The following is a 24,381-nucleotide window of genomic DNA, read 5'->3' as shown; positions in this document are numbered from 1 at the left end:
CACGTAATGAGACGTGCCACAGATAGCGTGCGATGAGCGATTTCGCTATGGTCGCCGACCAGAAGAGAGACGTTAGGAGTTCACCGATGACTGAAGCCCGTACCAGCGCCGACGGCGGGATGGAAACATCCTATGGCTTCCGCAAGGTCGCGGACGGCGAGAAGCAGGGCCTCGTCAACGACGTCTTCCACAAGGTCGCCAAACGCTACGACGTGATGAACGACGTGATGTCGGCCGGCATGCACCGCGTCTGGAAGAACGCCTTGATCGCCTCGCTCAACCCGCGAAAGGACGTCGGCTACAAGACCCTGGATGTGGCCGGCGGCACAGGCGATATCGCTTTCCGGATCGTCGAGGCTTCCGACCGCAAGGCGCATGTGACCGTGCTCGACATCAATGGCTCGATGCTGGCAGTCGGCGCCGAGCGGGCCGAAAGGAAACATCTTTCCGAAAACCTCGCCTTCGTCGAAGCCAATGCCGAGTCGCTGCCTTTCGAGGCCAATTCCTTCGATGCCTATACGATCGCTTTCGGCATCCGCAACGTGCCGCATATCGACGTGGCGCTGAAGGAGGCCTACCGCGTGCTGAAGCGCGGCGGACGGTTGCTGGTGCTGGAATTTTCCGAAGTCGAGATGCCGCTTCTGGAGCGCTTCTACGAGGAATGGTCGTTCAAGGCGATCCCGCGCTTCGGCAGGATGATCACCGGCGAAGCCGAGCCCTACCAATATCTGGTGGAATCGATCCGAAAATTCCCGAACCAGGAAAATTTCGCCGCGATGATCCGCAATGCGGGTTTTTCGCGCGTCACCTACACCAATTATACCGGCGGCATCGCGGCGCTGCATTCCGGCTGGAAGCTCTGAACGCATGAGCACGATCGGCGCTTATTTCCGGCTTGTCCGCGTCGGCTGGGTTCTTGTGCGTGAGGGCGTGGTATCGGCGCTGCCGACCCAGGACATGCCGCCTTCCGTCGGCCTCATCAAGGCGCTGGTCGAGCCCTTGGCGCGGTTTCGCTCCAAGACACAGGCACGCAGCGAGCGCCTGACCCGCGCCGTCGACCGGCTGGGGCCTTCCTATGTCAAGATCGGCCAGTTCCTTGCGACCCGTCCGGATGTGGTCGGCGTCGACTGGGCCGTCGATCTCGCCATGCTGCAGGACCGTATGGCCTTCTTCCCGACCGAGATCGCGAAAGCGGCGGTCGAGGCATCGCTCGGCCGAACGATCGGCGATCTCTATTCCTCCTTCGACGAGCCGATCGCGGCGGCCTCAATCGCCCAGGTCCATCCCGGCCTCGTCAATGACAGGAAAGTGGCCATCAAGGTGGTGCGCCCGGGCGTGCGCCAGCGCTTCGCCCATGACATCGAGAGCATGTATCTGCTGTCGCGCATGCAGGAGCGCTTCATGCGCTCCAGCCGCCGCTTAAGGCCCGTCGAGGTGACGCGGACGCTCGAACAGACCACCAAGGTGGAAATGGACCTGCGCCTGGAGGCTGCGGCGCTTTCCGAGATCGCCGAGAATACCAAGGAGGATCCCGGGTTCCGGGTGCCGTTGGTCGACTGGGAACGCACCGGCCGCGACGTGATCACCATGGAGTGGATCGATGGCGTCAAGATGTCGGATGTCGCGGGTCTTCGTGCCGCCGGGCATAATCTCGAAAAGCTCGCCGAGGTGCTGATCCAGTCCTTCCTGCGCCACACGCTGCGGGACGGCTTTTTCCATGCGGACATGCATCCCGGCAATCTGTTCGTGGATTCCGCCGGCACGATCGTCGCGGTCGACATGGGCATCGTCGGCCGGCTCGGCAAGAAGGAGCGCCGTTTCCTCGCCGAAATCCTCTACGGTTTCATCACCCGCGACTATCTGCGCGTGGCGGAAGTGCATTTCGAGGCCGGTTACGTACCTTCCCACCACGACGTGGCGAGCTTCGCCCAGGCGATCCGCGCGATCGGCGAACCGATCCACGGCCAGCCGGCCGAAACGATCTCCATGGCGCGCCTTCTGGCCCTGCTCTTCGAGGTCACCGACCTGTTCGAGATGCAGACCCGCACCGAACTGATCCTGCTGCAGAAAACCATGGTCGTGGTCGAAGGCGTGTCGCGCATGCTCGATCCGCGCTTCAACATGTGGAAGGCGTCGGAGCCGGTCGTTGGCCAGTGGATCCGCGACAATCTTGGGCCGAAACGGATCGTCTCGGATCTGCGCGACGGCGTCAAAGCCGCCGTCAAGCTCGCCGAGGCTCTTCCGGAAATCGCAGCCAAGACGGAAAAATTACACCAGGAACTTGTGCATATGAGCGAGCACGGCCTGCGCTTCGATCCGGAGACCGCGGACGCGATCGGCAGGTCGGAAGCACGCCACAATCGTTCAGGCCGTGTCGCGCTTTGGATCATCGCGCTGTCTCTGCTGTATCTCGCCTTTGCTCTGAGCTGAGCCCACACCCGGTGTCTGGCTTCCTGATGGTGAAATAACCCCGATCCACAAGGGTTTTCGCCATATCGCAACTCCAAAGCGGCCTTTATTCCGCCGAGTTCTCATTCTCTGTTAAGGAATACATTCCTTTTGGGACTTGCCCTTCCGGAGACAGTTCATGGCGCTAGGCGCAACTCAACGCTTGCATGACGGTGTCGCGGCCGTCGAGACGATGACCCGTTTCGCGCTCGCCGTGCTGGCGCTCGCCTCCGGTGTCTACACCTATCTCGGGGCGCGCAGCATCCTCGACGGGTCGCCGACGGCCGTATTCTTTGCGGCAGTCATCTACTCTGCCTCGGTCTCGGTCGGCATCTATGCCTTCTGGTCCTATATGGCCAGGTTCTATCCGCATGTGACGACCCGTGCCGGGCGGTCAGCCATGCTCGGCGTCATGGCGATCGGCGCAGCAATGATCCTTGCCATGTCGAGCTGGCTGAATGCGGCGGCCCTTGCCGGCTCCGCAGCCGTGGAGCAGCATCTTTCCGAAACGGTCGAGGACTATACCGCCGATCTCGATCGTGCCCACCAGAACGCGCTCGCGGCGCAAAGCCTGCTGCCGGATATCCAGCGCGCATCCGAACGTTTCTCCCAGCTGGCAGGCGTCGAGCGGCAGTCCGGCTCGCTGACCGGCACGACCGGATCGGGTAGCGTCGTGCAGCTTCTCAGCCAGATGTCGTCGCAGATGAAGTCGCTGCAGGCCAACATCAGCGCCTCCCGCGAGCAGGTGGAGGACCTCTTCACCCAGGGCCAGAAACGGCTCGAGACGATGCGTTCGCTGGTCTCGGCACCCGGCACGATCGAACCGCGTGCCGACCAGTTTTCCACCGAAGCCGTGGCGCTGACCGGCGTCATCACCTCGCTCGCCCAAACTTCGATCGCCCCGTCGATCCGCCGCGCGGCGGACGACCTGTCGCTTGGTTTTATCGCGCCGGTTCCGGATGGCGGTGCGGCCGATCTCATCAACCGCCAGAACCAGGTGATGGACACCGTCCGCACCTCGGTCACGGCGCAGTCCAAGGCGCTTGCCAAGGCCGCCGACGAGATCCTTACCCGTCCACCAGTGCAGGAGCGTCGTTTCGTGCCGCTCTCGTCCGCCGAGGCCGTGCTGCACTATGCGCAGGACTTCATTCCCGCCTGGGCCGGCGCTATTTCCATCGATCTTCTGCCCGGCGTGATGGTGTTCATTCTCGCCACCGTGCATGGCGCGATCCGCCGCCAGGAGGAAAACCTGCCCTTCGCCGAACGGATCACGGCGGCCGAACTTCTCAGGGCGCTCGAAGTTCAACGTGCCGTTACCGCGAGCGGAGTGAACGTCGAACAGACGATTGCCAAGACGGAAGCCGAGGACAAGACATCGGCGCCAAGGCCGGAATCAGCGTCTGAACTCGAGCCGAACAACATCACCGCGATCGATCTCAAGTCACGCAGCCGGGACCGTTCGCATGAGGATCGGTGAGGCGATCAGGAAGCTCGACGAGGGCATGCTGATGCGCGGCGCCTTCTATGTGCTTCTCTCGGCTGCGGCAGTTTTCCTCGTCGTCGATATTCGCGACATGACGATGATGAACGCCGCCTTGCCCGGCTTCGATCCTATGCATGAGGGCCAGCCCGTGCTGCCACCGGCACTCACCGAGGGCGTGCCCGCCGCGCCGCCGGTGCAGCCCGCCAGCTCGAAGGAAGTGCTGCGAAAGCCGATGACCTTCGAGCTCACCACAGGCGGTGTGCTGCTCGCCGAAGGCACGATCGATCCAGGCGCTGCCGCCCGCTTCTCCAAGGAGATCGAAACGCGCGGGGAATATGTAAAGACCGTGACGCTCAACTCCCCCGGCGGCTCGGTGGACGATGCACTCGCCATGTCGAAGATGATCCGCGACAGGAAGCTCGACACGAAAGTGGCGTCGAAAGCGCTCTGCGCCTCTTCCTGCCCGATCGTATTTGCCGGCGGCGTCGGGCGTTTGGCAGAGAAGGATGCGGTGATCGGCGTGCACCAGGTGTTCAACGGAGCCAAGGAACGGCCGTCGGCGGAACAGGCGATGTTCGCCGCACAGGCGACCACCGCGCGGGTCGCCCGGCATCTCGACCAGATGGGCATCGGCGCAGGCCTCTGGATCCATGCGCTCGAAACGCCGCCCGACCGGCTCTATTACCTGACGCCGAAGGAAATGACGGATTTCAAGCTGACGACCGAGCCGTTCGCGACGGCCAGGAAGAAGATCTAGCGTCCCGTTCGGCCTTGCGGGCCCCAGGTCAGGCTTGCGGCTTGATCTCCCGCTCGCAGAAGGTGATGCGGTTGCTGAACGGGTCGGTGACCGTCACTTCCAGACCCCAGTCCGCCTGTTCGAGCCTTGGCTTCATGTACTGGTAGTTCTTGCCGATCAGCTCCTGCTGAAAGGCGCGCACACCCGTCATCGGCACGAAGACCCGTGCGCCCGGAGAGGCATCGCCCGCATGTTCGGACAGGTGCATCAGCATGCCGCTTCTCGAAATCTGGCAATAGAGCGGGAAATCTTCGCCGAAGCTGTGTTCCCAGTCCACGGTGAAGCCTAGGAAATCACGGTAGAATTCCATCGCCTTGTCGACGGAGAACATCCGGAAGATCGGGATCGCCGGCTGGATCGAAACCGCATCCGGCCTCTTTTGCTGCGGTTCTGCTGCATCGATCTTTGCAGCAAGTATATTCCAGTTGTCATAACCGAACTGTGCCGCAACCAGCTCCAGGGTCTGGCTGTGCGTCAGCTCAATCTTACGTTCTGCAAAAGCCTCGCGCAGGCTTTTCGCCATCAGTTTTGCATCGCGGAAATCGCGCATCTCATCATCCTTTCAACAGACGAACAAAGACCGGTAGGTCTGTCAATCAGCGCCCGCATTACTGATCCGTTCGTCATCATTGGCCGGATTGGCACAGGATGAGAGGCAGTGGGATGCGTTCACCTGGACGTAAGAAACGCCGCGGGCGGCTGGCCGCATCCGGCCGCAAACAGGAGTATCGCAGTCCAGAAATTAGCACAAGATGCTCGGATCGCTTTCGCGTCAATGCGTAACCGGCTCCGGGAAAATCCGGCCCTCCTTCGCCTTGGCGCTGGCCTTGAAGAGCGGGCGGGTCGGGCTGGTGACGACGTCGGTGGCTGCCGCAGTCGCGCTCTCGATTGCCTCGCCAGCCACGCTTGCGGCAAGGGCGCGTCTGCGGCCGCTTGTCTTGCGGGGCTTACGGATGTCGGCACGCTCATCGGTCAGCACCGCGGCGGCTGCATTGGCGCCGGCGACGAGCGCCCTCGCCAGCATCTGCCGGCCGGTGCGGCTCGCCAGCATATTGCGCAGCAAGGACGACTTGCGCACGGATTTCGGCACCTTGAATCCGGCGACCTTCTTCGGAACGATCTTCTTTTTCATGACGGTTCTCCCTTTGCCGCCGAACTCCCGTCGGCTGCAACTGTTCCGCGGTACCAGCGATGCTGAAGACAATTGCAACTTGGCGGCCAAAGGCTTAGCTTCCGGCCATTCTGGTATCGGGTACGGGCATGGAACTCTCTGGCAAGCGCATCCTTCTGATCATCTCCGGCGGCATCGCAGCCTATAAGAGCCTCGATCTCATCCGTCGGCTCCGCGAGCGAGGCGCCTCCGTCCGGCCGGTGATGACGAAGGCGGCACAGGAATTCATCACGCCGCTCGCGGTCGGCGCGCTCTCTGCCAGCCATGTCTATATCGATCTGTTTTCTCGCGAGGACGAACAGGATGTCGGGCATATCAGGCTTGCCCGCGACAACGACCTCGTCATCGTAGCACCCGCCAGCGCCGACCTGATGGCCAAGATGGCGCATGGACTGGCGGACGATCTCGCGAGCGCCGTGCTGCTCGCCACCGACCGGCCGGTTCTGGTCGCGCCGGCCATGAACCCGAAAATGTGGGAGTCGCCCGCGACCAAGCGCAATGTCGAGACGCTGAAAGCCGATGGCATGCATTTCGTAGGCCCGATGGCGGGCGAGATGGCCGAAAGCAGCGAGGCCGGCACCGGCCGCATGGCCGAACCGCTCGAGATCGTCGCGGCGGCGGTCAAACTGCTGGACGGTGCACCGAAACCGCTCGCCGGCAAAAAGGTGATCGTCACATCCGGCCCGACCCACGAGCCGATCGACCCGGTGCGTTACATCGCCAACCGCTCCTCCGGCCGCCAGGGCCACGCGATCGCGGCGGCGCTCGCAAAGCTCGGCGCGGATGTGACGCTTGTCTCCGGACCGGTGACGATTGCCGATCCGGCGGGCGTAAAAACCGTGCATGTGGAACGGGCCGAGGAAATGCTGGAAGCCGTGATCTCCCGTCTTCCGGCCGATATCGCCGTCATGGTGGCGGCGGTCGCCGACTGGCGCGTCGCCTCGTCGGCCGGCCAGAAGATCAAGAAGCAATCGGGCGAGACCCCGCCTCCCCTGTTGCTGACCGAAAACCCGGACATCCTGAAGACCGTCGGGCATCACGAAAAGCGGCCGAAGCTGGTGGTCGGCTTTGCCGCAGAGACCCAGGATGTCGAAAAGAACGGCCGCGCGAAACTGGAACGCAAGGGTGCCGACCTGATCGTCGCCAACGACGTGTCGCCGGAAACCGGCATCATGGGCGGCGCCCGCAACCGGGTGAAGATCATCAGCGCCAACGGCGTCGATGACTGGCCCGATCTCGACAAGGACGAGGTGGCGGAGCGCCTTGCGGCACTGATCGCCTCGAAGCTGGGATAGATTTCAGGCTGCTTCGGACAGTGCCTTCGGCCGGAAAAACGTGACCTGCATGCCGCCGGCATCAACCACGACGGCGCTGCCATCCGGGATTTCCACCCAGGTATCAGCCTCATCATTCAGCGGTTCGGACACGAGGCAGTAACCCGTCTCGCCGCCCATCGGCGCCGCGTAGAGCGTTGGCGGCTTGTGGTCGCTGGCGTACCGCACCGCGTAGAGTTCCCGGCCGTTGGAATAGGCGGCGGTGAAGCGCACCAATGCCTCGCCCGATTTTTCCATCGACAGGTCTTCGACCATGGCGATCGCCTTTTCCATGGCTCGGAACGGATCGGTGTCGAGCCCGAATTGCAACGCGAGCAGGAAGAGAAGTTCGGAATCCGTCGTTCCGGTGCGGGCATCGAACAGCGCATCCGAGAGCATGCCTTCCATATGCCGGCGGATGCGCTCGAAGCCGGAGATCTGGCCGTTATGCATGAACGACCAGTGGCCCTGGACGAAAGGATGGCAGTTGTCGCGCCGCGTCGCGCCATGGGTTGCCGCCCGCACATGGGCAAGGAAAAGCGGCGAACGGATCTGCCGCGCCAGGCTCTTCAGATTGCAATCGGACCAGGCGGGAAGGATATCGCGGTAACGGCCGGGTTCCGGCCTGTCGCCATACCAGGCGATGCCGAAACCATCACCATTCGTTGCGGTCTTGGCGCGGGTGGCGCAATGAGACTGCTCTATCAGGGAGTGGGCCGGCGAGGAGACGAGTTCTTCGAGATAAAGGGGTTCGCCGCGATAGGCTGCCCAACGACACATGGGTCTTTTTGCTCCGACATTGCCGACAGTGCGCGGCCAGAAAATCCAGGAACTTCAGGGTCGCGACAAAGGCTTAATGAAACATGAATCCGATGGCTTCATGCCAGTTTTTCGCCAAAGCAGGTATCACTTTTTGCGACAGTGCGTGTTCTTTCGAGGTTGCCGCCGGAATTTGGCGGCCTAGATAGAAGCACATGTCGCGTAAAGAACAGTCGAGCCCAGCTACAGCAGAAGTGCTCCTTCCAGGGGATCCCATTCTCGCAAGGCTGATGCTCGAACCGGAGCGATGGGCGCTATTTCTCGATATCGACGGCACCCTGATCGACCTTGCCGAGACCCCGGACGGGATCGTCGTACCGCCGGAACTGCCTGAAAACCTGCATCGCCTTTCCATGAAGCTCGGTGGCGCGCTGGCGCTGGTCACAGGCCGGGCACTTCCCTATGCCGATCAGCTTTTCACACCGTACAAATTTCCGATCGCAGGCCTGCACGGCTCGGAGCGCCGCGATCCCTCCGGGGCGATCAGCCATGTCGAGATCGGTGCCGCGTTCGAGGATCTGAAGGCGGCTCTTATCCGTGAAGCCGGCCAATGGCCGGGCGTTCTGGTGGAGGACAAGGGGGCGGCCGTCGCCGCCCATTATCGCCAGGCGCCGGAGCAACGCGAGGCGGTCGAGGCGGCCATGCCGCGCTACCTCGATATGGCAGGTCCGGACTTCACGCTCCAGCACGGCAAGATGGTGATGGAAATCCGGCCTGCCCAGGCGAGCAAGGGTCACGCCTTGCAGGCCTTTCTCGATCAACCGCCCTTCCAGGGCCGCAGGCCGATCGCGATCGGCGACGACGTGACCGACGAAGCGATGTTCCGCACCGCCAACCAGCTTGGCGGCCATTCCATCCGTATCGCCGAGACACCGGCCGAGACGGAAGCCAAGTCCACCCTACCCTCGGTCGCGGCACTGCGCGCGGCAATCAAAGCGCTTGCGAGCGGCGTAAAGCCCAACGCTGCCTGAGTTGAAAGGACAATATCTTGAGCCGACTTGTCGTCGTTTCGAACCGTGTCTCCCTTCCGCAAAAAAGCGGCGATGCCCCGGCCGGCGGGCTGGCCGTCGCGCTGCAGGCCGCTCTGGAGGAGCACGGCGGCATCTGGATGGGATGGTCCGGTAAATCCAGCGGCGCGAAGGAGCCGGCGCCGCTCGACATGCAGCAGCATGGCAACATCACCTATGCGCTCACCGATCTCACCAAGACGGATGTCGAGGAATATTACCACGGGTTTGCCAACCGGGTGCTCTGGCCGATCTGTCATTACCGGATGGATCTGGCGGAATATGGACGCAAGGAGATGGCCGGTTACTTCCGCGTCAACCGCTTCTTCGCCCACAAGCTGGCGCCGCTCATCCAGGAAGACGACGTCATCTGGGTGCACGACTACCACCTGATCCCGCTTGCCGCGGAACTGCGCCAGATGGGCCTCAAGAACAAGATCGGCTTCTTCCTGCACATTCCCTGGCCGCCCGCGGATGTGCTGTTCACCATGCCCGTGCATGAGGAGATCATGAAGAACCTCTCCTACTACGACCTGGTAGGGTTTCAGACCGATCACGACCTCGCCAATTTCGTCGGAGGACTGGTACGAGAAGGCATCGGGGACGCACTCGAGGGCGGAAAGCTGACTTCTTACGGACGCACCTTCAAGGGCGGCTTTTATCCGATCAGCATCGAGACGGCGATGTTTGCCGAATACGCGAAGAAAGCGGCCAGCAATGTCATCGTGCGCAAGGCCAAGCAGAGTGTCGAAGGACGCGACCTGATCATCGGCGTCGACCGGTTGGATTATTCCAAGGGCATCACCCAGCGGATCGATGCCTTCGAGCACTTCGTCAAATCCAACCCCGCCCATCACAACCGCGTCACCTACCTGCAGATCACCCCGAAATCCCGATCCGAAGTGCCGGAATACGAGCAGATGCAGCGCATGGTGGCCGAACAGGCGGGCCGCGTGAACGGTGCCATCGGCACGGTCGACTGGGTGCCGATCCGCTATATCAACCGCTCGATCGGCAGGCCCGTTCTGGCAGGCCTTTATCGGCTCGCCAGAATCGGGCTCGTTACGCCGCTACGCGACGGCATGAACCTCGTCGCCAAGGAATATGTCGCGGCACAGGATCCGGAAAATCCGGGCGTTCTGGTGCTGTCGCGTTTTGCGGGTGCGGCGCGGGAGCTGCGTGGGGCGCTGCTGGTCAATCCCTATGACATCGAGGGCACGGCAAACGCGATCGCGCGCGGCATCAACATGCCGATCGAGGAGCGCAAGGAGCGCTGGGGCCGCATGATGGAGCATCTCCTCGAACACGACGTCACCCGCTGGTGCGACGACTTCCTTGAGGATCTCACCGCGGCGTAAGCTCCTCAAAGTCTGAAGATCAACCGCAATATCACGTCCGGCGGGTGCTTTGGTCATGGCGTTGCCAGGACGCCATGACTGCGGATGGTTATTGGATCAAGCCGCCTGCTTCAACGATCCGAGCGCCTCATCGAGACTCACATGGCCGAGGAACTGGCCGCTCGTCTGTGCCTCTTCCTGATGTTCGATGGCCCAGGCGAACTGCGCCGCGGGGTCCTGCTGCAGGCGCTCGTAAAGGGCGTTGAGCGCCGGAAACTGCCCCCGATCGACGACCTGGTGGAAATCGTTCCAGCGGGCAATGCCGGCGAAATAGGCATCCGCAAAACTCTTATCGTCGCCGAGCAGCCACTCGCGGCCGCCGAGAAGCTTTTCGAGCTGCGCATGCGCCTTTTCGACCTTGGCGACACCGTAAGCGCGAAGCGCTTGCTTGGCCACCGGGTCGAGTTCGTGCTCCACCGTGTGCCAGAGCGGACCGAAGGCACTGAAAAAGGCGGTATTGAGGAAAGCCAGCATCTGGTTCAGCCGGTCGAATTTTTCCGACTTCGGATCGAAACCCCAGCCCTTGTCCACCGTGCGCGCGGCGATGTGGTTGAGGATCGCCATGCTCTCGCTCATCACCCGACCGTCCGGCAGCATCAGCGACGGTGTTTCACCGATCGGATTGACCGGCTTGTAAGCCTCGCTGGAAACCACGGCCGGCATTTCGACCCGGCACAGCCGATAGGGCGCGCCAGTCCATTCGAGCGCGACGATCGAGCCGAAGGAACATCCTTCCGGAACGCCGTAAAACAGGATCGGTGTCATTTCATACTCCCTGGATTGAAACTCTGAGACACCACCAATATGATTTCGTGGACGCCGGAGCGGTAGGCAACAATTTTCCGCCTTTAAGTCTACATGCGTGGAAGCTGAGAATGACTTTGCCCAACCTCAACGATCTTTATTTCTTCGTGCAGGCGGTGGAGCACGGCGGCTTCTCCGCGGCAGGGCGCCGGCTCGGCGTGCCGAAATCCACCGTCAGCAAACGCGTGGCGGAGCTCGAGGACCGGCTCGGAGTGCGGCTGATCCAGCGGACATCCCGCAGTTTCTCGCTGACCGACCTCGGCCGGGATTTTTTCCGCCACGCGCAAGCCTCGGTCATCGAAGCCGAGATGGCGGAAACCATCGTGCGTACCCATCTCGGCGAGCCGAGCGGCATCGTGCGGATGACGGCTGCGGTGCCGACCGCGCAATTCGTGCTCGCCGATCATCTCGCCGAGCTTTCGGCACGATATCCGAAGCTGCATCTTTCGCTGCATGTCAGCGACCGGTTTGTCGATATCGTTCAGGAAGGTTTCGATATTGCGGTGCGCAGCCATCAGGCGCCGCTGCCGGATTCGACGCTGCTGCAGAAGAAGCTTGCGACCGACCCTTTTTTCGTCGTCGCCTCACCGGATTATGTTCACGCCCACGGCGAACCCTTACGTCCGGAGGATCTCGCCGGGCACAGGGCGGTCACTGCCGGCCCGACGGATATGGTCTGGAAGTTGGCCTCCGAGGATGGCGAAGCGGTCGTCGTGACACCCAGATCCGTGCTTTCCGCCGACGAGCCGATGGTGATCATGAAGGCAACGATGGCAGGCCTTGGTCTGACCTGCCTGCCGACTTCCGTCTGCCGCGGCGCGCTTGCCGACGGCAGGCTGATCCGCCTGTTACCGGATTGGACGGCCGGCAGCATCACCACGACGATCCTGATGCCGCATCGGCGCGGGCAGCTTCCCGCGGTGCGCGCCGTCGTCGACTTCCTCAGCGAACGGATCGGCGCCTAAAGGGACTTTCATTTCGACGATTTGACGGATACCCATTGCCGTTCCAATCCGACGAGGCCATCATGTCGATCGAAAACACCGTCACGCCCGAACGTATCGCGGAAACCGAAACGCTCATCCGGCCGCATATCCGCCGCACACCGGTGATGCGCGTCGACATGCGGGATTTCGGCGGAGCGCCGCTGCCGGTCGACCTGAAGCTTGAGCTGCTGCAGCATTCCGGCTCCTTCAAGGCGCGCGGCGCCTTCACCAACCTGTTGACACGCAAAGTCCCTGCCGCGGGTGTCGTTGCCGCGTCCGGCGGCAATCACGGGGCGGCGGTCGCCTATGCGGCGATGCGGCTCGGCGTGCCAGCGCATATTTTCGTACCGAGCGTGGCCTCGCAGGCAAAGATCGACCTCATTCGCTCCTATGGCGCGGAACTGGTGGTCGGCGGCGACCGCTACAACGATGCATTGGCAGCGAGCCAGGCCTATGTGGCGACGAGCGGCGCAATCGCCGCCCATGCCTATGACCAGGTGGAAACCCTGCTCGGGCAGGGCACGCTCGGCAAGGAGATCGAAGACGACCTGCCGGAGATGACGACGCTGCTCGTCGCGGTCGGCGGCGGTGGATTGATCGGCGGCATCGCCTCCTGGTTCCGCGGCCGGGTGAAGATCGTCGCGGTGGAATCGGACGGCGCGCCGACGCTTTACGAAGCCTTTAAGGCCGGTCACCCGGTCGATGCGCCGGCCGGCGGCATCGCGGCGGATTCGCTTGCGCCAAAGCAGGTCGGGGAACTCATGTTCCCCGTTGCCCAGAAATTCGTCCAGCCGCCGGTCCTGGTGACCGACGACGAAATCCTCTCCGCCCAGAAGGCACTCTGGGCCGGCGCCCGTATCGTCGCCGAACCGGGCGGCGCCGCGGCCTTTGCAGCTCTACTCTCTGGAAAATATGTCCCCGGCCCGGCCGAGCGCGTCTGCGTCCTCGTCTGTGGGTCGAACACGACGGCGGTCAAGTTCGCCTAAAGATGACCGAATGATATCAGGCCGCCTTGGCGACCTGATATTCCTTGATGGCAACCATCTTGATCGCCGGATAACGCTCCGACTCGTAGCGCAGCGAAAAGCTGTCCTGCGCGAGAAAAACCGGATCGCCATCGAGATCGCGGGCGATATCGCCGCGCTTCACAGTGAGGAACTTGTCGAGATCGGCCTGATGATCGGCAGAAATCCAGCGGCAGATCGAGAAGCGCGACATTTCGAAGGAAACCGGCAGGCCGTATTCGCCCTGCAGCCGTTCCTTCAAGACGTCGAGCTGCAGCGCACCGACGACGCCGACAATGGCCGGCGAGCCGTCTTCTGGCGAGAAGAGCTGCACGACGCCCTCTTCCGCCATTTGCTGCAGCGCTTCCTTGAGCTTCTTCGCCTTCATGGCATCCTCCAGCCGGACGCGGCGGAGGATTTCCGGCGAGAAGTTCGGCACGCCCTGGAACACCAGTTGCTCGCCTTCGGTCAGCGTATCGCCGATGCGCAGCGTGCCGTGGTTCGGGATGCCGACCACATCGCCCGCATAGGCGGTGTCGGCCAGCTGTCGCTGGGACGCAAAGAAGAATTGCGGCGCCGTCAGCCCGAGCTGCTTGCCGGTGCGCGACAGCCGCGCCTTCATGCCACGCTCCAGCTTGCCCGAGCAGATGCGGGCGAAAGCGATACGGTCGCGATGGTTCGGATCCATGTTGGCCTGGATCTTGAAGACGAAGGCCGTCATCTTGTCGTCGGTCGCGTGCACGGTGCGGATGTCCGCCACCTGGTCCCGCGGCGGCGGGGCAAAATCGCCCAGCGCATCGATGAGATCGCGCACGCCGAAATTCCGCAAAGCCGAACCGAAGAAGACCGGCGTCATGTGGCCTTCGAGGAAAGCCTTGCGGTCGAACGGCCGGCAGGCCTCGATCGCCAGCTCGGTCTCCTCGACGAAGGCGGCACGCTCGTTTTCCGGAAGGCGGCCGGCAACGCTCTGAGGCCCGTTGACCGGGGTTGCCTTGACGTCCGTATCCGAGCCGCGAACGGTATTGTCCGCCAGGTTATAGGACCCGCAAAAACTCTTCGAACGGCCGATCGGCCAGGTGACCGGAGCGGTGTCGAGCGCCAGCTTCTCCTCGACTTCATCGAGGATCTCGAACGGATCGCGGCTTTCACGGTCCATCTTGTTGACGAAGGTGATGATCGGGATATCACGCATGCGGCAGACTTCGAACAGTTTCAGCGTCCGCGGTTCGATGCCCTTGGCGGCGTCGATGACCATGACCGCCGCGTCCACCGCCGTCAGCGTGCGATAGGTATCGTCGGCGAAGTCTTCGTGGCCGGGCGTATCGAGAATGTTGAAGACGTTGCCGTCATATTCGAAGGTCATCACCGAGGTGACGACCGAGATGCCGCGCTCGCGCTCGATCTTCATCCAGTCGGACCGGGTCTGGATGCGGTCCTTCTTCGCTTTCACTTCGCCGGCGAGCTGGATCGCGCCGCCGAACAGCAGCAGTTTTTCGGTCAGCGTCGTCTTGCCCGCGTCCGGATGGGCAATAATTGCGAATGTGCGGCGGCGGGAAACCGCCTCGGCAATCGTTTCGGGCATGTTTTCTAGATCCTTTACGTTACCGCGTATCTAACGTCTCCGTGGATAACTTTCAATTCGTGTTTGACCGGAGCGGCACCGGGTCGGCAAATGACATGATGAACATCCACGCCCCCTCCTCGCCGAAGCTCAATCTTGTCCGCCTCGCGCACGGTGCCGGCCTCGACCTGCCGGCCTATGAAACCACGGGCGCCGCTGGCATGGACCTGCGCGCCGCCGTCGAAGACGGCATGCCGCTGACGATCGCGCCCGGCAAGCGGGCGCTGGTGCCGACCGGCTTTATCTTCGAAATCCCGGAAGGGTTCGAGGCGCAGATCCGGCCGCGCTCCGGCCTTGCCTTCAAGAACGGCATCACCTGCCTCAACACGCCCGGCACGATCGACAGCGATTATCGCGGCGAGGTGAAGGTGCTGCTGATCAATCTCGGCGACGAGGATTTCGTCATCACCCGTGGCATGCGCATCGCCCAGATAGTGATCGCGCCGGTGACCCAGGCTCGGGTGGCCGAGATTACGGAAACCTCCGCAACTGCCCGCGGCGCCGGTGGCTTCGGCTCGACCGGCCTCTGAACGCAAAGGCGTTTTCGTTCCCGACCACTTCCGGGAACAAAATTTCCATTTCTCTTTCCGTTCGGTTCCGCCTTGCTGGTATTCCTCGGGAACACGCCCTAACTTCTCTCCAAACTCAGGGAGAGCACTATGCCAGAGACCAGAAAGCCGGGACGCGGCCGAATCTATTCGTCGATCACCGAGACCATCGGCGACACGCCGATCGTGCGCCTCGACAAGCTGGCCAAGGAAAAGGGCGTGAAGGCCAACCTTCTGGCCAAGCTGGAATTCTTCAACCCGATCGCCTCGGTGAAGGACCGTATCGGCGTGGCGATGATCGAGAGCCTTGAGGCCCAGGGCAAGATCACGCCCGGCAGGACCACGCTGGTCGAGCCGACATCCGGCAATACCGGCATTGCGCTCGCCTTCGCTGCGGCCGCCAAGGGCTACAAGCTGATCCTCACCATGCCGGAAACCATGTCGATCGAGCGGCGAAAGATGCTGGCCCTGCTCGGCGCCGAACTGGTGCTGACGGAAGGCCCGAAGGGCATGAAGGGTGCGATCGCCAAGGCGGAAGAACTTGCCGCCTCGCTTCCGGATGCAATCATCCCGCAGCAGTTCGAAAATCCGGCCAACCCCGAAATCCATCGCAAGACAACGGCCGAGGAAATCTGGAACGATACCGACGGCAAGATCGACATCTTCGTCTCCGGCATCGGCACAGGCGGCACGATCACCGGTGCCGGCCAGGTGCTGAAGGAGCGCAACCCGGCGCTCAAGGTCATCGCCGTAGAGCCCGAGGAGTCGCCAGTGCTTTCCGGCGGCCAGCCCGGTCCGCACAAGATCCAGGGCATAGGAGCAGGTTTTGCGCCAAAGATCCTCGACACGCACATCTATGACGAGATCGTCACCGTCAACAGCAGCGAGGCCATGGAGATGGCCCGTCTGGTGGCCAGGCTCGAAGGCGTACCGGTCGGTATCTCTTCCGGAGCGGCGCTGACTGCCGCCATCGAAGTCGGCAGCCGCGCGGAAAATGCCGGCAAGACCATCGTCGTCATCATTCCCTCCTTCGCCGAGCGATACCTGTCGACGGCGTTGTTTGAAGGGTTGGGCGGCTAGCTGCACTTCTTCAGGTCGTCATCCTCGGGCTTGACCCGAGGATCCACGGCCAAGCCCACCAGGGTTGACTACGTTAGGGCGGCGTCGCCAGGGCGGATGGACCCTCGGGTCAAGCCCGAGGATGACGACGGAAGGGTATGCTATCCGCGTCTGCCAAAGCGGCGGTCCGCCTAAGTGGGGCTTGGTCATCGGTGACGACCTGCCCTGGCCGCAGAGCAAATTCATCGCCACCTCCTGGCCCTTGCAACCCATCCCTAACCTTCTGCCTCACGCCGCGGCCGTCGCCAGCCGTTCTCCGACCATGCGATAGGAGATCGCCTCGGCGAGATGAATGCGGCCGACCGTCTCCTTGCCGTCGAGATCAGCGAGCGTGCGGGCGACTTTCAATATGCGGTGGTATCCGCGTGCCGAGAACTTGAGTTTTTCCGCCGCATCCCTAAGCAGCTGAAGGCCGCCCGGATCGGGTTCGGCGATCTTCTCGATCAGCGCCGTCGAGCAGCGGGCATTGGTGAGGACGCGCGGATAACCGGCCTGTTCGAACCGCTCCCGCTGCCTGTCACGCGCAGCCGCCACGCGCTTGGCGACATCCGCGCTGCTTTCCGCCGGCATCGGGCGAATGAGATCGGCGGCTGAAACCGCCGGCACGTCGATGCGGATATCTATACGGTCCATCAGCGGCCCCGAAATACGCCCCTGGTAGTCCGACATGCATTTTGGCCCCCGCGCGCAGGAATGGCCGGGTTCGCCCGCCATTCCGCAACGGCATGGGTTCATGGCGGCGACGAGCTGGATACTGGCGGGATAGGAAACCCGATGATTGGCGCGGGCGATAATGCATTCGCCGGTCTCCAACGGCTGGCGGAGCGCGTCCAGCACCTGTGGCGAGAATTCCGGGAATTCGTCGAGGAACAGCACCCCATGATGGGCGAGCGACGCTTCCCCGGGCCTGGCGCGCAGGCCGCCGCCCACCAGCGCTGCCATGGTGGCCGAATGATGCGGCGTGCGGTAAGGCCTGCGGTCGGAAAGCTTGCCGCCGGAAAGCTGCCCGGCAATCGAATGGATCATCGACACTTCCAGCAGCTCGGCGGCCGAAAGCGGCGGCAGGATGGAGGGCAGCCGCGCAGCCAGCATGGATTTGCCGGAGCCCGGGGGGCCGACCATTAGAAGATTATGCCCACCGGCGGCGGCGACTTCCAGCGCCCGCTTGGCGCTTTCCTGGCCCTTGATGTCGATCAGATCCGGCAAATTCGCAGGCAAGGCGCGGATTGCCGGCTGCGGACGCGAGATGACCTGGGTGCCGCGGAAATGGTTTGCGAGCGCGATCAGGCTGCGCGGTGCGACGATATCGATCTCGGCCCCTGCCCAGGCGGCTTCCGCGCCGCTGTCGGCCGGGCAGATCAGGCCCTTTCCCAGCGCGTTGGCGGCGATTGCCGCCGGAAGTGCGCCGGCCACAGGCGCAAGCGTGCCGTCGAGGTTCAGTTCCCCGAGCACGACGTAACCGGTGAGTGCGTCTCCGGGAACGGCGCCCAGTGCCGCCATCAGGGCCAGCGCGATCGGCAGGTCGAAATGCGATCCTTCCTTCGGCAGGTCGGCCGGCGCCAGATTGACGGTGATCTTCTTCGGCGGCATGGCAAGGCCCGACGCGTGCAACGCTGCCTGCACCCGCTCGCGGCTCTCGGCCACCGCCTTGTCCGGCAGGCCGACGATATGCATGTTAATCTTGCCCGGGCCGACCATGACCTGCACGTCGACCGGAACGCCTTCTATGCCCTGGAATGCGACTGTGCTGACGCGCGAAACCATATCCACCCCGCCCCTAACTTCATGTCCAGGACGCCAGCGATACACGCTTTCCGTGCCAGGAATTGCAATCTGGCATAGAAACCGGAATGAAACAAGAACATTAAACGAACAATTTCACGCATCCGCTGCATATGGGTTGCGGGCGGTTGCATCGCGAGAACAAAGGCGATCCGTATCCGAAACGCCTTGCCCTTATCAGGCGCGTTTTGCCTCGATTGCATCCCAGAGGAGGCCTGCGACGTCGGCGCCGCCGAATTTCTTGACTTCGCGGATGCCCGTCGGGGATGTGACGTTGATCTCGGTCATATAGTCGCCGATCACATCGATGCCGACGAAGATGAAGCCGCGCTCGCGCAAGGCGGGTCCGATGCGGGAGCAGATTTCTTTCTCGCGCGGCGTAATCTCGGTCGCCTCGGCGCGGCCGCCGACATGCATGTTGGAGCGGCTGTCGTGTTCGGCGGGAACCCGGTTGATGGCGCCGACCGGCTCGCCGTCGACCAGCAGGATGCGCTTGTCACCCTTGCGCACGGCCGGCAGATAGGCCTGGGCGATATAGGGTTCGCCGCGATACATCTGGCCGAACATTTCGAGCAGCGACGTGAAATTGCGGTCGTCGCGGGCGGAATGGAAAACCCCGGCCCCGCCATTGCCGTAGAGCGGCTTCAGAATGATATCGCCCATCTCCTCCCGGAAGCGGGCGATCTCGCCCGAATCGCGGCTGATCAGCGTTGCCGGCATCAGATCGGCGAATTCGGTGACGAAGATCTTCTCCGGCGAGTTGCGCACCCAGGCCGGGTCGTTGACGACAAGCGTTTTCGGGTGGATGCGCTCCAGTAGATGGGTCGAAGTGATGTAACCCATGTCGAAGGGCGGATCCTGGCGCAGATGGACGACGTCCATGGTCGAAAGATCGATGCGCTCCTTATCTCCGAGCGTGAAATGATCGCCCTTGACGTCGCGAACCTGCAACGGCTCGACAGCGGCAAAGATCTTGCCGTCGCGCATGGTCAGGCGGTCGGGAGTGTAATGAAACAGCTCCAAGCCACGCGCCTGCGCTTCGAGCGCCATGGCGAAAGTGGAATCGCCGGCAATGCTGATGCCGGAGATGTGGTCCATCTGGAACGCGACCTTGCGGATTTTCGCCATGACTTCAGCCCCCTAGGATTGGCCCGCCTGATGTAGGATGGCGGGCCTCCAAAGGCAACTGCAATCGGGCCGATATCACGCGGAGATGCCGACCTGCGTCTTTGCCCGCAACATGTTGCGCAGGCGGAAAAGCATGGCGATCGGCTTTGGGAAAGGCCGGCGGATGAAAGCGACCTTCTTCAGATACTTGTCGATGCGCCAGGTGGCCCAGGTCCGGCCCTTGAAATAGGCGACATCGCCTGCCTGAAGAACGCGCTGGGTGCCGTCTTCGGCAGTCACATGCACTTCGCCTTCAAGGATCACCACTGTTTCGTCCCAGTGGAAGTACCAGCGGAACTCGCCCGCCGTACATTCCCACACACCGGTCGTCGCGCAATCGTCCTCGGCGGTGGAATGAGAACCGGCACGCGCTTGCGGATCGCCGGCGATGACCCAGGTGGGCTCGATCGGCATCGGCTTCATTTCGAGAGAATGCGGGCAGGCGCCGACAAACGGTTTCACCTTCGGCTTCTCAGGTGCGTAGGACCTGGACCGAAATGCAATTGCCGCTGCGGTCGCGGCGAGGACGTGCCAACTCATCTTTCCCCCGGAAGCTGTCAATTCCGGGAGATGCTAATGGCAAAGAGTAAGCCGGCTCTTCAGGCCGATGTTAGAATTTTAACGATCGGCCTGAATTTTGAGACTCTCTCAGATAACCGGTTCGACCGGCGCAAGCTTTGCCTCTGCCGGAACGTTGCCCGGCAGGCGCTTGCCCGTATCGATCGAGAAAAAGTGCAGGCGCTTGGTATCGACGGCAACGCGCATTTCCGGCGATAGCGCAATCTCCGGAGAAACGGCGGCGGTGATCTGCTGGTCGCCCACGGTGCCGTGGATCAGTCGCTGGGCACCAAGTTCCTCGGTATATTCGAGATGGAATGGCAGAGCCTCCTCGTCGTCGCGGGCGATGCGCAGATCCTCGGCGCGGACGCCGACGGTGACTGCGCCGGAGGTCGGCGCGAAACCGTTGAGGGCGACCATCGCCGGGCCGATCGCCAGCTTGTCGCCATGCAGCTCGCCCTTGACGAGGTTCATGGCCGGCGAGCCGATGAAGCTCGCGACGAAGGTGGAGGCCGGTGCGTGGTAGACTTCCAGCGGCGCACCGATCTGCTCGATCTGGCCGCCGTTCAGAACGACCAGACGGTCGGCCAGCGTCATGGCCTCGAGCTGGTCGTGAGTGACGTAGATAGACGTGGTACCGAGGCGGCGCTGCAGGCGCTTGATCTCGCCGCGCATGGAAACACGCAGTTTTGCGTCGAGGTTGGAGAGTGGTTCGTCGAACAGGAAGGCTGCCGGCTTGCGGACGATGGCGCGGCCCATGGCGACACGCTGGCGCTGGCCACCGGACAGCGCGCGCGGCTTGCGTTCCAGATACTGGGTGATCTCCAGCATGCGGGCGGCTTCGGCCACACGGGCGTCGATCTCGGCTTTCGGCGTGCCACGGTTCTTCAGACCGTAGGCGAGGTTGTTGTAGACGGTCATATGCGGATAGAGCGCATAATTCTGGAAGACCATGGCGATATCGCGATCGGCCGGCTCGACATTGTTGACGACCCGGCTGCCGATCTTCACTTCGCCTTCGGAAATGGTCTCCAGCCCGGCGACCATGCGCAGCAGCGTGGACTTGCCGCAGCCCGACGGGCCTACCAGCACGATGAACTCGCCATCGGCGATGTTCAGCTTGATATCGGTGACCGCGCGTACACCGCCGGAATAAACCTTGCCGACGTTTTCGACATCGATGGAAGCCATTGTTATTTCTCCGTTTCAACCAGGCCTTTGACGAATAGGCGCTGCATGAAGATGATGACGAGGACGGGCGGCAGGCCCGCCAGGATGACGCCGGCCATCACCAGGTTCCACTGATTGTCGCCATCCAGCACGCTGGCGAGGCGCTTGATGCCCATGACGACCGTGTAATAGTGCGGTTCGGTGGTAATCAGCATCGGCCAGAGGTACTGGTTCCAGCCGTAGATGAACATGATGATGAAGAGTGCCGCGATATTGGTGCGCGACAGCGGCAGAAGGATATCGCGGAAGAACTTCATCGGCCCGGCGCCATCGACGCGGGCCGCCTCCATCATTTCCTCCGGCACCGTCAGGAAGAACTGGCGGAACAGGAAGGTGGCGGTGGCGGAGGCGATGACCGGGATGACGAGGCCGGAATAGGAATTCAGCATGCCGAGGTCGGCGACCACCTTGTAGGTCGGCAGGATGCGCACTTCCACCGGCAGCATCAGCGTCATGAAGATCAGCCAGAAGGCCGGCACCCGCAGCGGGAAACGGAAGTAGACGATCGCGAAGGCGGAAATGATCGAGATGGCGATCTTGCCGAAGGCGATCATGATCGCCATGGCCAGGCTGTTTGCCAGCATCAACAGGAAGGGCGGCGCGCCGGCGGTCGATTCACCGGTGCCGAGCAAATAACCGTAATTTGCCGAAAAGTGGTCGCCGGGCAGCAGTGGAACGATGCCGCTCATGAAATCCGTCGGACCATGGGTCGAAGCGATGAAGGCGAGGTAGACGGGGAAGACCACCGTCAGCACGCCGAGAATGAGGACCAGGTGGGTCAGGAAATTCAGGAAGGGGCGGTTCTCGACCATCGGTAAACCTCAATACTGCACTTTGCGCTCGATCCAGCGGAACTGGACGACGGTGAGGACAACCACGATCAGCATCAGGATGACCGACTGCGCGGCGGAGGGCCCGAGGTTCAGGCCGATGAAGCCATCCGCATAGACCTTGTAGACCAGGATATTGGTGGACTGGGACGGCCCGCCCGAGGTGGTGGCGTCCACGATGCCGAACGTGTCGAACATCGCGTAGGTGATGTTGATGACCGCCAGGAAGAAGGTCGTCGGCGATAGCAGCGGGAAGACCACTGTCCAGAACCGCTTGAACGGACCGGCGCCATCGATGGCCGCGGCCTCGGTCAGGGATTGCGGCACGGACTGGAGACCCGCCACGAAAAACAGGAAATTGTAGGAAATCTGCTTCCATGCGGCGGCGATGATGATCAGCACCATGGCGTCGCCGGTATGAAGACGATGGTTCCATTCATATCCGAGGAAACTCAGGAGATAGGGAATGATGCCGACGCTGGGATTGAACATGAACCACCACAGCAGACCGGCAGCCGCCGGCGCCACAGCGTAGGGCCAGACCAGCAAGGTCGTGTAGAACCGGCCCGATCGCAGTACGCGATTGACGCACACGGCGAAAAGCAGGGACAGTCCCATCGACAGAACCGTCACGCCGACGGAAAAGACGAAGGTCGCTCCGAGCGCATTGAGATAGTCGGGATCGTCCAACAGACGCGTATAATTCGCGAACCAGACGAAGGTCGCCTTCAGGCCGAACGGGTCCTGGCGCAGAAACGACTGCCAGATTGCCTGAGCGGCTGGCCATACGAAGAAGATGAGCGTGATGATCAGCTGCGGCGCGAGCAGGAAATAAGGCAGGACGCGGCTGTGAAAAACGGTGCGCTTGGTTTGCATGGCGAGGCGTGCCCAAGGAAATGCCCTCCCCGGGGATCGGGAAGGGCTTGAGGGTTAAGGCGAGGCTCAGTTCGAATTCGAAGCTTCGAATTCGCGCAGGATGGCGTTGCCAGCCTTGGCAGCATCGTCGAGAGCCTGCTGGCCGGTCTTCTTGCCGGACAGGACGGTCTCGAACTGCTGGTCGATCAGGTCGCGGATCTGGGTCAGGTTGCCGAAGCGAAGGCCCTTGGAGTTTTCAGAAGGCGTGCCGCGGGTGATCTGCTTGATGGCGATGTCGGAACCCGGGTTCTTTTCATAATAGCCCTGCTTCTGACCAAGCTCGTACGCAGCGTTGGTGATCGGCAGGTAACCGGTGAACTGATGCCAATCGGCCTGAACTTCCGGCTTGGAGAGGTAGGTGAAGAACTTGGCAACGCCCTTGTAGACGTCGGGGTTCTTCTGACCGTTCAGGGTCCAGAGCGTGGCGCCGCCGATGATCGAGTTCTTCGGCTCCTTGGTGACGGTGTCGTCATAAGGCATCGGCGCGAAGCCGACCTTGAAGCCCTTGGCATTGTTGATGACGCCGGCGCGCGAAGCGGAGGAGCCCATGTAGACGGCGCACTGTTGCGCGTAGAACATCGGAGCCGTTTCAGCACCGCCGCCCGGGCCGCCGTATTTGAAGACCTTGGCGTCCTGCTGCTTCTTCAGGTTATCCCAGAATGCAGCCTGTTCCTTGCCGTTGAACTTGAACTCGGTCTTCAGGCCGCCAAAGCCGTTCTGAAGTGTGCCGTAGGGCAGGTTCTGGATGGCGGAGTAGTTTTCGAGACCAACCCAGGTCGCAGCGTAGGACAGGGTGAAACCGCAGGGAGCAGCGCCGGAATCGACGATCTTCTTGCCCATGGTGGCAAGCTCGGCCCAGGTCTTCGGGGCAACTTCCGGATCAAGGCCAGCCTTCTGGAAGACGTCCTTGTTGTAGTACATGATCGGGGTAGAGGAGTTGAACGGCATCGACAGGATGTTGCCCTGCGCGTCCGAATAATAACCTACGACCGGCGCGAGGAAGCCCTTCGGATCCCAAGGCTCCTTGTTGTCGGCCATCAGCTTGTAGACAGGATAGACGGCGCCCTTGGCGGCCATCATCGTGCCGGTGCCAACTTCGAAGACCTGAACGATCGCCGGCTGCTGGCCGGCGCGGAAGGCGGCGATGGCGGCGGTCAGGGTTTCCGGATAGGTGCCCTTGAAGACCGGAACGACCTTGTAGTCGCTCTGGCTTTCATTGAACTTCTGAGCAACCTCTTCGAGCTTCTTGCCGAGCTCGCCGCCCATGGCATGCCACCAGGTGACTTCGGTCGCAGCAAGCGACGAGGTCGCCGACAGAGCGACCGCGATCGCGGCCATCGAAAGCTTTTTGAACATTTGAACGTCCTCTCCACCTTTGTTGGG

General features: G+C 62.3%; 23 protein-coding genes. 11 read left to right on the top strand and 12 right to left on the bottom strand.

What is annotated here, in order from left to right; translation table 11 throughout:
* Window positions 1-86 precede the first annotated feature (86 nt).
* From ubiE to J2857_RS12445, 4 genes are all read left to right on the top strand, one after another.
* Window positions 87-863 (top strand): bifunctional demethylmenaquinone methyltransferase/2-methoxy-6-polyprenyl-1,4-benzoquinol methylase UbiE, encoded by a 777-nt coding sequence (ubiE, locus tag J2857_RS12460; protein ID WP_210010490.1) that lies wholly within the window; start codon window positions 87-89, stop codon window positions 861-863.
* A 4-nt stretch (window positions 864-867) separates the two neighbouring features.
* Window positions 868-2,430 carry a 2-polyprenylphenol 6-hydroxylase gene (gene ubiB / locus J2857_RS12455; RefSeq protein ID WP_210010489.1) on the top strand — a complete coding sequence of 521 codons (1,563 nt, stop codon included), beginning with the start codon at window positions 868-870 and terminating at the stop codon, window positions 2,428-2,430.
* 157 nt (window positions 2,431-2,587) lie between these two features.
* The gene (locus tag J2857_RS12450; RefSeq protein ID WP_210010488.1) at window positions 2,588-3,925 is read left to right on the top strand and encodes a hypothetical protein; all 1,338 of its coding nucleotides are present in this window, start codon (window positions 2,588-2,590) and stop codon (window positions 3,923-3,925) included.
* On the top strand, window positions 3,912-4,688 hold the full coding sequence (locus J2857_RS12445; RefSeq protein ID WP_210010487.1) for a hypothetical protein: 777 nt from the start codon (window positions 3,912-3,914) through the stop codon (window positions 4,686-4,688). The genes J2857_RS12450 and J2857_RS12445 overlap by 14 nt, the downstream gene beginning before the upstream one ends.
* Before the next feature lie 28 nt (window positions 4,689-4,716).
* Here the strand turns inward: J2857_RS12445 and J2857_RS12440 are convergent, their stop codons facing one another.
* Window positions 4,717-5,277: a glyoxalase superfamily protein gene (locus tag J2857_RS12440; RefSeq protein ID WP_210010486.1), complete on the bottom strand. Its 561-nt coding sequence runs from the start codon at window positions 5,275-5,277 to the stop codon at window positions 4,717-4,719.
* Between the two features lie 222 nt (window positions 5,278-5,499).
* Window positions 5,500-5,859 (bottom strand): hypothetical protein, encoded by a 360-nt coding sequence (locus J2857_RS12435; RefSeq protein ID WP_210010485.1) that lies wholly within the window; start codon window positions 5,857-5,859, stop codon window positions 5,500-5,502.
* A gap of 128 nt (window positions 5,860-5,987) precedes the next feature.
* On the opposite strand from J2857_RS12435, the gene coaBC reads away from it, so the two are divergent.
* On the top strand, window positions 5,988-7,193 hold the full coding sequence (coaBC, locus tag J2857_RS12430) for a bifunctional phosphopantothenoylcysteine decarboxylase/phosphopantothenate--cysteine ligase CoaBC (protein WP_210010484.1): 1,206 nt from the start codon (window positions 5,988-5,990) through the stop codon (window positions 7,191-7,193).
* Window positions 7,194-7,196: 3 nt separating this feature from the next.
* Here the strand turns inward: coaBC and J2857_RS12425 are convergent, their stop codons facing one another.
* A complete protein-coding gene (locus J2857_RS12425) occupies window positions 7,197-7,991 on the bottom strand; it encodes a class II glutamine amidotransferase (RefSeq protein ID WP_210010483.1) in 795 nt (264 codons plus the stop codon).
* A gap of 194 nt (window positions 7,992-8,185) precedes the next feature.
* On the opposite strand from J2857_RS12425, the gene otsB reads away from it, so the two are divergent.
* Together otsB and otsA are read left to right on the top strand one after the other, a co-directional pair.
* Window positions 8,186-9,001, top strand: coding sequence for a trehalose-phosphatase (gene otsB / locus J2857_RS12420; RefSeq protein ID WP_210010482.1), 816 nt, complete (start codon window positions 8,186-8,188; stop codon window positions 8,999-9,001).
* A 17-nt stretch (window positions 9,002-9,018) separates the two neighbouring features.
* Window positions 9,019-10,395 carry an alpha,alpha-trehalose-phosphate synthase (UDP-forming) gene (gene otsA / locus J2857_RS12415; RefSeq protein ID WP_210010481.1) on the top strand — a complete coding sequence of 459 codons (1,377 nt, stop codon included), beginning with the start codon at window positions 9,019-9,021 and terminating at the stop codon, window positions 10,393-10,395.
* A gap of 96 nt (window positions 10,396-10,491) precedes the next feature.
* On the opposite strand, the gene J2857_RS12410 is transcribed toward otsA, so the two are convergent.
* Entirely contained in the window at window positions 10,492-11,199 is a 708-nt protein-coding gene (locus J2857_RS12410) for a glutathione S-transferase family protein (protein ID WP_210010480.1), read from the bottom strand.
* A 110-nt stretch (window positions 11,200-11,309) separates the two neighbouring features.
* Between J2857_RS12410 and J2857_RS12405 the strand changes: the two genes are divergently transcribed.
* Both J2857_RS12405 and J2857_RS12400 read left to right on the top strand, forming a co-directional pair.
* The gene (locus J2857_RS12405) at window positions 11,310-12,203 is read left to right on the top strand and encodes a LysR substrate-binding domain-containing protein (RefSeq protein ID WP_210010479.1); all 894 of its coding nucleotides are present in this window, start codon (window positions 11,310-11,312) and stop codon (window positions 12,201-12,203) included.
* 62 nt (window positions 12,204-12,265) lie between these two features.
* Entirely contained in the window at window positions 12,266-13,210 is a 945-nt protein-coding gene (locus J2857_RS12400; RefSeq protein ID WP_210010478.1) for a threonine/serine dehydratase, read from the top strand.
* Between the two features lie 16 nt (window positions 13,211-13,226).
* On the opposite strand, the gene J2857_RS12395 is transcribed toward J2857_RS12400, so the two are convergent.
* Entirely contained in the window at window positions 13,227-14,810 is a 1,584-nt protein-coding gene (locus J2857_RS12395; RefSeq protein ID WP_210010477.1) for a peptide chain release factor 3, read from the bottom strand.
* Between the two features lie 98 nt (window positions 14,811-14,908).
* Here J2857_RS12395 and dut point away from each other — a divergent pair, with 98 nt between their 5' ends.
* Together dut and cysK are read left to right on the top strand one after the other, a co-directional pair.
* Window positions 14,909-15,379: a dUTP diphosphatase gene (gene dut / locus J2857_RS12390; RefSeq protein ID WP_210011659.1), complete on the top strand. Its 471-nt coding sequence runs from the start codon at window positions 14,909-14,911 to the stop codon at window positions 15,377-15,379.
* A 129-nt stretch (window positions 15,380-15,508) separates the two neighbouring features.
* Complete coding sequence (gene cysK, locus J2857_RS12385) at window positions 15,509-16,477, top strand: cysteine synthase A (protein WP_210010476.1); 969 nt, start codon at window positions 15,509-15,511, stop codon at window positions 16,475-16,477.
* 267 nt (window positions 16,478-16,744) lie between these two features.
* On the opposite strand, the gene J2857_RS12380 is transcribed toward cysK, so the two are convergent.
* The 7 genes from J2857_RS12380 to ugpB form a co-directional block, all read right to left on the bottom strand.
* Complete coding sequence (locus tag J2857_RS12380) at window positions 16,745-18,280, bottom strand: YifB family Mg chelatase-like AAA ATPase (protein WP_210010475.1); 1,536 nt, start codon at window positions 18,278-18,280, stop codon at window positions 16,745-16,747.
* Window positions 18,281-18,475: 195 nt separating this feature from the next.
* Entirely contained in the window at window positions 18,476-19,426 is a 951-nt protein-coding gene (gene gshB, locus J2857_RS12375) for a glutathione synthase (protein ID WP_210010474.1), read from the bottom strand.
* Between the two features lie 75 nt (window positions 19,427-19,501).
* A complete protein-coding gene (locus tag J2857_RS12370; RefSeq protein WP_210010473.1) occupies window positions 19,502-20,005 on the bottom strand; it encodes a cupin domain-containing protein in 504 nt (167 codons plus the stop codon).
* A gap of 108 nt (window positions 20,006-20,113) precedes the next feature.
* Complete coding sequence (locus tag J2857_RS12365) at window positions 20,114-21,214, bottom strand: sn-glycerol-3-phosphate import ATP-binding protein UgpC (RefSeq protein WP_210010472.1); 1,101 nt, start codon at window positions 21,212-21,214, stop codon at window positions 20,114-20,116.
* Between the two features lie 2 nt (window positions 21,215-21,216).
* Complete coding sequence (ugpE, locus tag J2857_RS12360; RefSeq protein ID WP_210010471.1) at window positions 21,217-22,065, bottom strand: sn-glycerol-3-phosphate ABC transporter permease UgpE; 849 nt, start codon at window positions 22,063-22,065, stop codon at window positions 21,217-21,219.
* 9 nt (window positions 22,066-22,074) lie between these two features.
* A complete protein-coding gene (gene ugpA / locus J2857_RS12355) occupies window positions 22,075-22,959 on the bottom strand; it encodes a sn-glycerol-3-phosphate ABC transporter permease UgpA (RefSeq protein ID WP_037079571.1) in 885 nt (294 codons plus the stop codon).
* Window positions 22,960-23,025: 66 nt separating this feature from the next.
* On the bottom strand, window positions 23,026-24,354 hold the full coding sequence (gene ugpB / locus J2857_RS12350) for a sn-glycerol-3-phosphate ABC transporter substrate-binding protein UgpB (RefSeq protein ID WP_210010470.1): 1,329 nt from the start codon (window positions 24,352-24,354) through the stop codon (window positions 23,026-23,028).
* Window positions 24,355-24,381: the final 27 nt, after the last annotated feature.

The sequence above is a fragment of the Neorhizobium galegae genome (assembly GCF_017877055.1).
GTDB classification, from domain to species: domain Bacteria; phylum Pseudomonadota; class Alphaproteobacteria; order Rhizobiales; family Rhizobiaceae; genus Neorhizobium; species Neorhizobium galegae_D.
Note: the sequence above shows the minus strand (reverse complement) of the source record. Positions and strands in the feature narration are given on the sequence as shown.

Excerpts from the sequence above, each read along its gene's own strand:
- ubiE (WP_210010490.1), top strand. The coding sequence starts at position 87 with ATGACTGAAGCCCGTACCAGCGCCGACGGCGGGATGGAAACATCCTAT.
- ubiB (WP_210010489.1), top strand. The coding sequence starts at position 868 with ATGAGCACGATCGGCGCTTATTTCCGGCTTGTCCGCGTCGGCTGGGTT.
- J2857_RS12450 (WP_210010488.1), top strand. The coding sequence starts at position 2,588 with ATGGCGCTAGGCGCAACTCAACGCTTGCATGACGGTGTCGCGGCCGTC.
- J2857_RS12445 (WP_210010487.1), top strand. The coding sequence starts at position 3,912 with ATGAGGATCGGTGAGGCGATCAGGAAGCTCGACGAGGGCATGCTGATG.
- J2857_RS12440 (WP_210010486.1), bottom strand. The coding sequence starts at position 5,277 with ATGCGCGATTTCCGCGATGCAAAACTGATGGCGAAAAGCCTGCGCGAG.
- J2857_RS12435 (WP_210010485.1), bottom strand. The coding sequence starts at position 5,859 with ATGAAAAAGAAGATCGTTCCGAAGAAGGTCGCCGGATTCAAGGTGCCG.
- coaBC (WP_210010484.1), top strand. The coding sequence starts at position 5,988 with ATGGAACTCTCTGGCAAGCGCATCCTTCTGATCATCTCCGGCGGCATC.
- J2857_RS12425 (WP_210010483.1), bottom strand. The coding sequence starts at position 7,991 with ATGTGTCGTTGGGCAGCCTATCGCGGCGAACCCCTTTATCTCGAAGAA.
- otsB (WP_210010482.1), top strand. The coding sequence starts at position 8,186 with ATGTCGCGTAAAGAACAGTCGAGCCCAGCTACAGCAGAAGTGCTCCTT.
- J2857_RS12410 (WP_210010480.1), bottom strand. The coding sequence starts at position 11,199 with ATGACACCGATCCTGTTTTACGGCGTTCCGGAAGGATGTTCCTTCGGC.
- J2857_RS12405 (WP_210010479.1), top strand. The coding sequence starts at position 11,310 with ATGACTTTGCCCAACCTCAACGATCTTTATTTCTTCGTGCAGGCGGTG.
- J2857_RS12400 (WP_210010478.1), top strand. The coding sequence starts at position 12,266 with ATGTCGATCGAAAACACCGTCACGCCCGAACGTATCGCGGAAACCGAA.
- J2857_RS12395 (WP_210010477.1), bottom strand. The coding sequence starts at position 14,810 with ATGCCCGAAACGATTGCCGAGGCGGTTTCCCGCCGCCGCACATTCGCA.
- dut (WP_210011659.1), top strand. The coding sequence starts at position 14,909 with ATGAACATCCACGCCCCCTCCTCGCCGAAGCTCAATCTTGTCCGCCTC.
- cysK (WP_210010476.1), top strand. The coding sequence starts at position 15,509 with ATGCCAGAGACCAGAAAGCCGGGACGCGGCCGAATCTATTCGTCGATC.
- J2857_RS12380 (WP_210010475.1), bottom strand. The coding sequence starts at position 18,280 with ATGGTTTCGCGCGTCAGCACAGTCGCATTCCAGGGCATAGAAGGCGTT.
- gshB (WP_210010474.1), bottom strand. The coding sequence starts at position 19,426 with ATGGCGAAAATCCGCAAGGTCGCGTTCCAGATGGACCACATCTCCGGC.
- J2857_RS12370 (WP_210010473.1), bottom strand. The coding sequence starts at position 20,005 with ATGAGTTGGCACGTCCTCGCCGCGACCGCAGCGGCAATTGCATTTCGG.
- J2857_RS12365 (WP_210010472.1), bottom strand. The coding sequence starts at position 21,214 with ATGGCTTCCATCGATGTCGAAAACGTCGGCAAGGTTTATTCCGGCGGT.
- ugpE (WP_210010471.1), bottom strand. The coding sequence starts at position 22,065 with ATGGTCGAGAACCGCCCCTTCCTGAATTTCCTGACCCACCTGGTCCTC.
- ugpA (WP_037079571.1), bottom strand. The coding sequence starts at position 22,959 with ATGCAAACCAAGCGCACCGTTTTTCACAGCCGCGTCCTGCCTTATTTC.
- ugpB (WP_210010470.1), bottom strand. The coding sequence starts at position 24,354 with ATGTTCAAAAAGCTTTCGATGGCCGCGATCGCGGTCGCTCTGTCGGCG.